Below are 7,685 nucleotides of genomic sequence, written 5' to 3'. Positions count from 1 at the left end.
GCACCGTCAAGGTAACAACACTAAAGGATTTGCAGATTTTCATCTGTGAGTCCTTTAGGGTGAGTGTTCCCTGATTTCAGAACCCAGCCAAACCAAGAGCATAAGAACAACTTAGGCTCAGTCAAGTGTTATATAGCCCACTAGGCTATATAACATAAGAGATTGAAGAAAAATTTAAGTTAAGATAATAATAGCAAAAAAAAAAAAAAGCACTCAATCAGCAGAGTGAGTGTCGAGATCGTTGATTAAAAAACTAAGGTGAAAAGATAAGTAAGCCTGAACCCTTGAAAATAAAGGGCTATAGCTTAAATGAACTTATTTTATTTTAAAGACAACTAATTTAAAAAAATGTTCATTATCTTGAAAAACTGGGCTGCGGCTTAAATTTTTAGCCAAAAAAAAACAAATTATATTCTTTAAAAGTAACCACTATTAGTAAGACTCCCCTTCCCCTGAATCCTTGAAAGTAAAGGGCTACAGCTTGAATTTCTAGCTAACTACAACATTTAATATTCTTAAAAAAAACAAATTATATTTAAAAAAACGTCAAAAAAAAGTGTTTTAGTTGGTCTAAATTAGTAAGCATCTGATGACCAGTAAATCGCTGATAGAGTGAATTGATCTGTCTCAGCATTTTTTATGTACGCCAAGCCTTTATTTTGAAGGTCTGCATGAAAACTGTTCATAGCATCCCCCCAAATTTCAGCATAGTTATTGGCTAGTTGGATCAATTCATCGCCAGTGAAGTTACCTCGATAGTCCACCTCACCATTTGAGGTATAAGATTCCATTCTATTGTCACGGTTGTTAGTCCATTCGGGAATTTTTATTCTGTCATTATTTCCCTTTGTCGAAATAAAATAATCATACGCCATGATTAAAACCCCTCTCAAAATCGCTTCTTAATTCGGTGATAACGTCCTCTAAGCGGTCTAAATCTGTTTTGCGTGTGATGTGCTTACTAATCAAGTTAAGCAGCTGCTCGGCTATCTGTGGGTCATCTTTAGCGAGGGACAACATCATGCCACCGATGATGACTTTTTGACCTGTCTCTAATTTTCTTTGTCTGGTCTTTAATCGGTTCAGCTCGTCTTGTTTGCGGGCTATCTTTTGTTCTATCGTTGGCATAATCTCACCTAGAAAAATTTATGGTCTGTGTTAGTATAACAGTGAATCGGAGTTGTTTCACTTGGCTGTCTTTTTAGACAAGTGCGCACTTACGACTTGTCAAACCCTTACACTTCGTTTCATGGTTTCGACAAGTCCTAAGAGCGTCCTGCGGAGCAAAAGCTAAAATGACCAAATCTCAAAAAAAGGAATAAGAATAATGAGTCTATTTGAAGCATCAAGTTTTGAGAAGTACAAGGAGCTTGCAACCAGTGAACCGATCACGGTTGATCTAACCGCAGACCAACAAGCGGTCATATTAAAGACGCATGACTACGGTTTAAATGCCCTCACCGAGATTGAAGAACGGCTATTATTAGGCATTATGTTCACCCTAAAAAATGAGATACATCCCTAATGGCAATCTATCACGCCACCACCAAGCCGATCAGTCGTAGCAGTGGCAGAAGTGCCACGGCATCGGCTGCTTATCGTGCTGGTACTGAAATCAAGGATGAGCGAACAGGGCTTACCCATGATTATAGTAAGCGTGGGGGCGTTCTTCTTGCCACTGTTTTTGATAAAGACGATAACGAAATTGATAGAAGTGAGTTGTGGAATTTAGCGGAACAAGCCGAGAAGCGAAAAGATGCTAGAACGGCTAGAGAGTGGATAGTTGCTATTCCATCTGAGTTAATGCCCGAATACCCAGAACAGTTAACCGATGATGAAAGGCGAAGTACCGAGCTACTTACTGACTACCAGTTGCGAAAAGAGTTTGCGGAGCATCACGCAAAAGATTTTTCAGGAACTCAAACCGCTTTAGATTTTGGAAAAATGCTATCTAAGAAATATGGCGTTGCAGTTGACGTAGCCATTCATGCTCCCGATGAAGAAGGGAGTAATAAAAATTATCATGCTCACATTATGACCACGACAAGACAAGTCAGCTTGTCAGCTGATGGTCAAGTTGAGTTTGGCGACAAAGCGACCATCGAGCTATCAAATACTAAGCGTAAGACGCTAGGGCTAGGCGCAACAAGCATTGAGATAAAAGAGCTTAGGGCAGAATGGGCGAAGATAGCTAACCAAGCCCTAGAGCGTAAAGGCTTTAATGAGCGCATCGACCACCGCAGCTATGCCGAACGTGGCATCGAGCAGCTACCTACGCAAAAACTAGGATGGAAAGCGTCAGCAATGGAGCGCAGAGGACTAGAAACAGACAGGGGCGACATTAACCGAGCTATCAACGCCGGTAATCTAAAAATAAAGGGTTTAGCGCTAGAAATTCGCATCGATATCAACAAGAGGGAAGAACAAAAAGAAGCTCTAGAGTTTCAGAAGGGCATGGACGCACTCAGAGCCAAGCAACAAGCAGCCAAAGCCTTACAAGCTACCAACACCCCATCGCCACCGCCAAAGCCGCAAATAGAGCCAAATACAGCCCAAGAGATAGACCGTAAGCGCCAACTGCTACAGGACTTCGATAGGGGAATGAGTGAAAAAGCTGAAGAGATGCACAAGCATGAGCTGAAGGAGCTAAGGGAGAAAGCTAAGCCAATGCTGCAAGAAATTAATAAATTAAGGGATAACAAACCCCTGAATCCCTTTAAAACAAAAGCATGGAAGCAAGATTTAGATAAGAATCTAGAGCAATATAACAATCTCAAAACAGCACATGACACCAAACAGGAAAAAGGAATTACCCCAGAGCATAAAGAAATGGCTAGAACGCTTTATTACAAAGCATTCCCTGATAAATATGACAAGCTATACGAGATACAAAAGGACGTTAACTCATACGACCAACAGCAAGAACAGCAAGAGCTACAGCAACGGCAAGCCGAGTTAGCACAAAGACGGCAAGATAGAGAGGTGCAGCAAGCCGATAGGGGCAATGATAGGGATATTAATTACTAACACAGGGGACATGACTATGAGCGAGAAGAGAGAACCAAGTAAATTGACGCTGGACTGGATAGACCAGTCAGCCCTGAACGCCATACAAATGAGCGAGGACGAGGACTTCAGACAGCTAGTAGCGTCAAGAGCAACCAACTGGGGCAAGGGCATACAAAAGAGAGTGGAGCAGAAAATAAGACGCTCACAAGCGCCACACTTAGAAATAAAATAACTAAGAGAGGTTCAAAATGTCTATTTCAGATTCTATCGAAAACTTCCAAGAATACGGTAACGACCCTAAAAACGGCTATATGGACGATGCTTTTTTAGATATTGTTAAGCAGAGACAGCGGCTAGGTAAGGCTTTAACCCAAGAAGAACAAGCGTTTTTGGACAATCACAAAAGCCATGATGATGACTAACTATGGCAGACCACTAGTTGTCATGCTTTAACTATGACAGATTGACGGTTGAGCTAACGCCCTGCGGTTGTTGGATCAAAAGTTAGCCAGAACAGGCGAAAAAGACTGCCTGATCTTGGCTAACTTTTGACCTGAAATTACTGCTAATATCAGCCCTTTTAACATGACAAAGATTGTAATTATTCCTATAGAGTGATTATGTTTGATGAGTGTATCAGCAAGCGTTCAATCTAAATTAACCCTAGTCTGTCCAGCTCAAACATTTATCTCCGTTTCTAATGAGATAAGCTTTAAGTTGAAAATTATAATATTTAGCGTATAAATCCGCTGAAGTATTGAATTGATGCTGCTTATAAGTTTCATATCCATGTGACGTTCCTATTATTGGAACAATATTTTCATCGCTAACGCACCCTCGTTTTATTTCGGGAGTGTAGGGACCACCACTGTAAGTGGCATAAACGTGTAAATCACCCTTCGAAATAGCTTTCAGAGCATCAGCTGTAGGATCTGCACTGTATAGATAATCCAAACTGAATGGTTGTTCTACTTCACTGCTACAAGCCGCTGCTAAGCAAAAAAACAAAAGCGGTATAAGTGATCTAATTACCAAAACCTCCTCCATGTTCTTTGTTTGGATGACGAGCAGTAGAGTTTTTGTATAACTGCCTCATAATAGTATTTTGATGAACTATTGATAGATGGTTATAGAAAAGTTTACCGTGGGTGCTATAGTTTTTTATGTGTCCAAGTTCATGTGCAAGAACCTCTGTTAAGTTAGGTTTATAAACACCTTTACCATCCGCACGATCCGCACGTACAAAGTAAGGATCTTTATCCTGCATATTAATCTCTACTTCCATGATAATCTTATCTACTCTTTCTGTTGGTTTCCAAATTTCCCACCGCTTAGGTTTGTTAATAACTTGAGATGTCATTGATGGTATGGTTTTACCAAATACACCATTACCCTTTCCCAAGGTAACGGCAAGAATTCTATCGTCATTCTGTATTACTGATACTATATATCGACCATGTGAAGTAGATAAAATCTCATCAAAAGCCTTTTGTAAGTCTTTATCTCCTCCAAGGTAAAACTTACTTGTATCTAATTTACTTTCACCTGTACTAGGACCTGCCCAAAGTCCACCATCTTTCAATGCTTGTTCAGTAGACACTTCAACCCAGACCAACAAATCATCATCAGATATTTCCATCTCAGAGCTTTCATCAGACGCTTTTAAGCTAGAGAACACAGCTTCTGGATCAGATTTAGGAAACTGTATAGGCGCTGGTTGCTCAACGCCCATCACCTCAAAACCAGATTCACAGAACGACTGCTGAACCGCAATGAGCTTAGCACCGCAGCTGGTCACATCACCGGCACGGGCAATCGGTGCGCCATCAATGATAAACGAGGCATCCCCTGTCAAAATAGTCGTCACCTTTTTACATTTCTTACAGATGACTTTATCGCCTTTACGCGATATGGGAATACCGTTGTGAGTCGTGTGTGGTGAGCCACTAATCACCTTACCGCCATGAGTTGTCGTCGCGCCTACGGTGATATAAGCTGCCATAGTATCGTCCTAAATATACCTAAGACATAAATTCTAACATGATAGATGGACATAAGTTTATAAAACGGTGAGTAGTACCACTTATTCACTGAGTGAGGTGCTAGATTTGAACATGGTGCCAATAGCAGGTGACAAAGCAACTGCTAAGTTGTGGGCAGAAGAAATGGGGCTAAAAACGTGGCGTTATGTGAGACTGTAGAACGTAGCAAAAATAAGCCCAAAACATGCGCGTTTAGCACGACATAGAGTGTCATTGTTCGCATAAAGGTGGATTATGGTAAATGGAAATAGGGGTGGAAAGTCACCGGCATAAATGAGCCGAAATAGCTAAAAATCTTATCAAACTAAAAAGACCTTCAGGCTACCTGAAGGTCTTTTTTTGTCCTAACAACCTTGAAAGTGCGTCATCAGTTGTTAATGGAACACCCCCTAAATATCTGATTTTAACCGTGGATAATAGTTTTACCTGAACCGCATCATCTAACACGATTTATGGCTAATAACCATAATAAAACCAGACATAGGGAATAGCGCTAAAAACTTAATTCGACGCCTTGCTGATTTCTCACATAACTTAAATTATTAAAGGATTTACACATGAAAAACCTTAAAATACTATCTTTAATTTTAGATATTTTTGCCACAATAGTGGAGATCATATTGCTGATAGATATAACACCGTTTTTATAGAAAAGCACTTTGTATCAGCGGATACAAAGGAGATTATAAGAACGATAAGGAGTATGTATAGCAAGCAGAATGCGAGCATAGTAGACAGCGTGATTTAGGATTTGAACGCTAAAATAGATTCACCTAACCAAAAACATATGATACAATCGTTCTTGTAAAGATTTGGTCTTACATATTCTTTACTAAAAATAATAGAAGGTTAATAAAATGTCTACAAAGAATTTTAATATGCGTTTGGATACTGATACTAAAAAACAGTTAGATAACGTCCTAGCTAGCTATGGATTGACTACGCCTCAAGTTTTTAAGTTATTGGCAAACCAAATTGTTAAAACTCGAAAAGTGCCTTTGTCTTTTGACTGGGTTGAACCTAATATGGAAACTCAGAAGGCTATGCGTGAAGCTCTGAACAGAACAGATTTTACAGAAAGTTATACGCCTGAAGAGCTTCTCAGAACACTATAAGAGCCAAATGATGCGAAAGATAGTTACAGAGAACAAGTTTAAAAGAGATGCAAAAAAGTTAATTACCCATTTGATGACACCTGAATGGGCTGAAGCTATAAATTGCTTATGTAAAGACTTACCCTTACCTGAAAAGTATAGTGACCATGCTCTAGTAGGTGAGTGGAAGGATTTTAGAGACTGTCATATTAAACCTGACGTAGTACTAATATACTTGAAAAAAGATGATGATATTTTACAACTGGTAAGGCTAGGTAGTCATTCAGAACTATTTAGCTAACGCCTTCTACTTATTGGGCCAATACTCGATCTTAAAAGCCACTAGACCAGCACATTTTATCAACTTCGTATTCGTCAATGACGAAATCATCTGGATAATCTTTAAATCCTGGTTTTTCACTTAGAATACTAATGACTTTTTCAGCCTCTTCCTTAGAACTATAAACGCCTAGTAACTTCATTCTTTCAACTAAACCTTCTGCTGAGTGCTCTAGTACATAAACATTTTTCATTTTAACCTCTTTTTTAATTTATTTACTTAAATGATCTATCGCCAAATTTCTGTATTCTACTAAACTCAGTCGACGCACCCTTTTGATAATTATCAGTATTATATTGCTGACGTATAACTCTGTCAGCGAAAGTTTTCCCATCTTCATTAGGGCGTTTACATGGTCTATAAGCTCCTTGTTTTACCCAATCAGGTGCATCGGTAGCTCCTTCTTTACCTTTTTTAGAAGTATCTCGAACTTTATATTCATAACATTTAGGAAATACTTTAGTATTAGGTGCAGCGTAGGCTATAGAAGTAGTTAGAAAAGTAGCCAAAATAGCAGAAACTATTATTTTCATATCCATCCTTCTGGTAAATAATTATTTTAATTTGAAAACTAATAATTACCGATTAAGGTCTACTCTTATATGGTATTTAAGTAAGAATTGTTACCAAAATATTTTCTACATTATTTTTTATAAGATATACACACATAAAATACTTAGCGGATAATATACTTAAAAGTATGGTTTGTCTTTTTGAGGACAAGATTTAATTTAAGCTATGCTTAATAACGCACTCTAGCCCATTATTAAGGTCTGCTTACCCATCCCCAAAAAAATAAACGCCCCTAGCACTTGACGTAGTAGGGGCGTTTATCGTTTAATATTCGTTAATGGTTACAGACGTTTGACGACGACTGTAACGACCAAATAAGCATTCACAGTGCGTTATTTGACCAGCAATTAAGCCCATTAGGGCATATTCTAAGCCAAATCTAGGCTATTTTGCAATCAAATTACCCATATTACTACCGTAAATTACCAATTTTACCCAGTAAAACCGCTTATTTGCTCGTTACTCACGCCCCTCACGACTTGTAACTGTTCCCTTGTAATGGGTGGCAGGCATCAGTGACGACTGCATTGCATGGGTGACAGTAAGCTCTCGACAGGGGGTTCTAGACATATTGAGCAACGCAATGAGTGGTTATATTGTCTTTCGAAGCGGTACATTGGGTAGTAA

12 protein-coding genes are annotated in these 7,685 nt (G+C 39.0%); 6 read left to right on the top strand and 6 right to left on the bottom strand.

Annotated elements, in window-relative coordinates; translation table 11 throughout:
* Positions 1–575 precede the first annotated feature (575 nt).
* Complete coding sequence (locus ACT3QP_RS13480; RefSeq protein ID WP_173240586.1) at positions 576–875, bottom strand: hypothetical protein; 300 nt, start codon at positions 873–875, stop codon at positions 576–578.
* Positions 865–1,128, bottom strand: a complete 264-nt coding sequence (locus ACT3QP_RS13475) for a hypothetical protein (RefSeq protein WP_173240584.1) — start codon at positions 1,126–1,128, stop codon at positions 865–867. The genes ACT3QP_RS13480 and ACT3QP_RS13475 overlap by 11 nt, the downstream gene beginning before the upstream one ends.
* A gap of 199 nt (positions 1,129–1,327) precedes the next feature.
* On the opposite strand from ACT3QP_RS13475, the gene ACT3QP_RS13470 reads away from it, so the two are divergent.
* The 3 genes from ACT3QP_RS13470 to ACT3QP_RS13460 all read left to right on the top strand — a co-directional run bounded on the left by ACT3QP_RS13470 (position 1,328) and on the right by ACT3QP_RS13460 (position 3,431).
* On the top strand, positions 1,328–1,525 hold the full coding sequence (locus ACT3QP_RS13470; RefSeq protein WP_192524712.1) for a hypothetical protein: 198 nt from the start codon (positions 1,328–1,330) through the stop codon (positions 1,523–1,525).
* Positions 1,525–3,027 carry a MobA/MobL family protein gene (locus ACT3QP_RS13465; protein ID WP_444525858.1) on the top strand — a complete coding sequence of 501 codons (1,503 nt, stop codon included), beginning with the start codon at positions 1,525–1,527 and terminating at the stop codon, positions 3,025–3,027. Before ACT3QP_RS13470 ends, ACT3QP_RS13465 begins: the two co-directional genes overlap by 1 nt.
* 230 nt (positions 3,028–3,257) lie before the next feature.
* Positions 3,258–3,431 (top strand): hypothetical protein, encoded by a 174-nt coding sequence (locus ACT3QP_RS13460; protein WP_443549152.1) that lies wholly within the window; start codon positions 3,258–3,260, stop codon positions 3,429–3,431.
* Positions 3,432–3,672: 241 nt separating this feature from the next.
* Here the strand turns inward: ACT3QP_RS13460 and ACT3QP_RS13455 are convergent, their stop codons facing one another.
* Positions 3,673–4,044, bottom strand: a complete 372-nt coding sequence (locus ACT3QP_RS13455) for a hypothetical protein (protein WP_444519128.1) — start codon at positions 4,042–4,044, stop codon at positions 3,673–3,675.
* Entirely contained in the window at positions 4,034–5,011 is a 978-nt protein-coding gene (locus ACT3QP_RS13450) for a PAAR domain-containing protein (protein ID WP_443549151.1), read from the bottom strand. Before ACT3QP_RS13450 ends, ACT3QP_RS13455 begins: the two co-directional genes overlap by 11 nt.
* Before the next feature lie 67 nt (positions 5,012–5,078).
* On the opposite strand from ACT3QP_RS13450, the gene ACT3QP_RS13445 reads away from it, so the two are divergent.
* The 3 genes from ACT3QP_RS13445 (at position 5,079) to ACT3QP_RS13435 (ending at position 6,446) form a co-directional block, all read left to right on the top strand.
* Complete coding sequence (locus ACT3QP_RS13445) at positions 5,079–5,210, top strand: hypothetical protein (protein ID WP_263972671.1); 132 nt, start codon at positions 5,079–5,081, stop codon at positions 5,208–5,210.
* Between the two features lie 698 nt (positions 5,211–5,908).
* Positions 5,909–6,166, top strand: a complete 258-nt coding sequence (locus tag ACT3QP_RS13440; protein WP_173240573.1) for a type II toxin-antitoxin system RelB/DinJ family antitoxin — start codon at positions 5,909–5,911, stop codon at positions 6,164–6,166.
* 7 nt (positions 6,167–6,173) lie between these two features.
* Complete coding sequence (locus ACT3QP_RS13435; protein ID WP_444525857.1) at positions 6,174–6,446, top strand: type II toxin-antitoxin system RelE/ParE family toxin; 273 nt, start codon at positions 6,174–6,176, stop codon at positions 6,444–6,446.
* 31 nt (positions 6,447–6,477) lie between these two features.
* On the opposite strand, the gene ACT3QP_RS13430 is transcribed toward ACT3QP_RS13435, so the two are convergent.
* Positions 6,478–6,678: a DUF7336 domain-containing protein gene (locus ACT3QP_RS13430; RefSeq protein WP_173240569.1), complete on the bottom strand. Its 201-nt coding sequence runs from the start codon at positions 6,676–6,678 to the stop codon at positions 6,478–6,480.
* A gap of 22 nt (positions 6,679–6,700) precedes the next feature.
* Complete coding sequence (locus tag ACT3QP_RS13425; protein WP_173240567.1) at positions 6,701–7,018, bottom strand: type IV secretion protein Rhs; 318 nt, start codon at positions 7,016–7,018, stop codon at positions 6,701–6,703.
* Between the last annotated feature and the right edge of the window lie 667 nt (positions 7,019–7,685).

The sequence above is a fragment of the Psychrobacter sp. AOP7-B1-24 genome (genome assembly GCF_052376215.1).
In the GTDB taxonomy this organism is placed as follows: Bacteria; Pseudomonadota; Gammaproteobacteria; order Pseudomonadales; family Moraxellaceae; genus Psychrobacter.
This window is presented reverse-complemented; position numbering and strand designations above follow the sequence as displayed.

Excerpts from the sequence above, each read along its gene's own strand:
- ACT3QP_RS13470 (WP_192524712.1), top strand. The coding sequence starts at position 1,328 with ATGAGTCTATTTGAAGCATCAAGTTTTGAGAAGTACAAGGAGCTTGCA.
- ACT3QP_RS13465 (WP_444525858.1), top strand. The coding sequence starts at position 1,525 with ATGGCAATCTATCACGCCACCACCAAGCCGATCAGTCGTAGCAGTGGC.
- ACT3QP_RS13475 (WP_173240584.1), bottom strand. The coding sequence starts at position 1,128 with ATGCCAACGATAGAACAAAAGATAGCCCGCAAACAAGACGAGCTGAAC.
- ACT3QP_RS13440 (WP_173240573.1), top strand. The coding sequence starts at position 5,909 with ATGTCTACAAAGAATTTTAATATGCGTTTGGATACTGATACTAAAAAA.
- ACT3QP_RS13460 (WP_443549152.1), top strand. The coding sequence starts at position 3,258 with ATGTCTATTTCAGATTCTATCGAAAACTTCCAAGAATACGGTAACGAC.
- ACT3QP_RS13430 (WP_173240569.1), bottom strand. The coding sequence starts at position 6,678 with ATGAAAAATGTTTATGTACTAGAGCACTCAGCAGAAGGTTTAGTTGAA.
- ACT3QP_RS13425 (WP_173240567.1), bottom strand. The coding sequence starts at position 7,018 with ATGAAAATAATAGTTTCTGCTATTTTGGCTACTTTTCTAACTACTTCT.
- ACT3QP_RS13435 (WP_444525857.1), top strand. The coding sequence starts at position 6,174 with ATGATGCGAAAGATAGTTACAGAGAACAAGTTTAAAAGAGATGCAAAA.
- ACT3QP_RS13450 (WP_443549151.1), bottom strand. The coding sequence starts at position 5,011 with ATGGCAGCTTATATCACCGTAGGCGCGACGACAACTCATGGCGGTAAG.
- ACT3QP_RS13480 (WP_173240586.1), bottom strand. The coding sequence starts at position 875 with ATGGCGTATGATTATTTTATTTCGACAAAGGGAAATAATGACAGAATA.